General features: G+C 37.4%; 2 pseudogenes. Both read left to right on the forward strand.

The window, feature by feature from the left end:
* Nucleotides 1–251 (forward strand): annotated as a pseudogene (locus tag V7659_RS13795) (MFS transporter); the annotation flags it as partial.
* Nucleotides 252–361: 110 nt separating this feature from the next.
* Nucleotides 362–629 (forward strand): annotated as a pseudogene (locus V7659_RS13800) (branched-chain amino acid aminotransferase); the annotation flags it as partial.

A 629-nucleotide genomic window follows, 5' to 3' on the forward strand; every position in this document is an offset into this window, starting at 1 on the left:
CAGCAGCTAAAAAGGCTGTACCAGCAAATCCGTCAGTAAAAATAACGGAAGCGATGCAATTAAAAATGCAGCATGATATTCAAATGAAAGCCATGTTAGAAGGTATTAATGATGCATTCTTTGTTACCGTCTTTATCGCCGGTCTTGCCTTGGTGCTTGCGTTATTTATTAAACGGGCGAAGCAAGCGGAAGACCCAGGAGATGTAAAGCCTTCTACTCATAAGGTAAAAGCGAAATTAGCGGAGAATTAAACTTAAATGATGGGGGTGACTATAAAGTCACCTCTATTTTTTTGTTTCTTTTCGATTTATAGTAGAATAAGGAGTACAAGAAACTGTGAAAATTAGGAGGAGCATTTTTGATGATAAAAGACCATATCCAACAATACATAGATGAAAAGCAATCCAATCAAAAGACAGGGGTGATCACACTTTTTAAAGAGGAAAAGGAGTATGCTGAAAAAAACCAACTAGCTGGTGATCTACAATTTTCCGAGCAGGATGCGAGTATTCGGTTCGCTGACGCCTACATAGAGCGATGTGATAAAGAAACTGAAAACATGCTGAAGAATGAATCATCAGCATTCTTAAATGAACCCCTTGATTACTTAAAAAAGCATAAAAATGAGT

The sequence above is a fragment of the Neobacillus drentensis genome (assembly GCF_036966985.1).
In the GTDB taxonomy this organism is placed as follows: domain Bacteria; phylum Bacillota; class Bacilli; order Bacillales; family Cytobacillaceae; genus Neobacillus; species Neobacillus drentensis_E.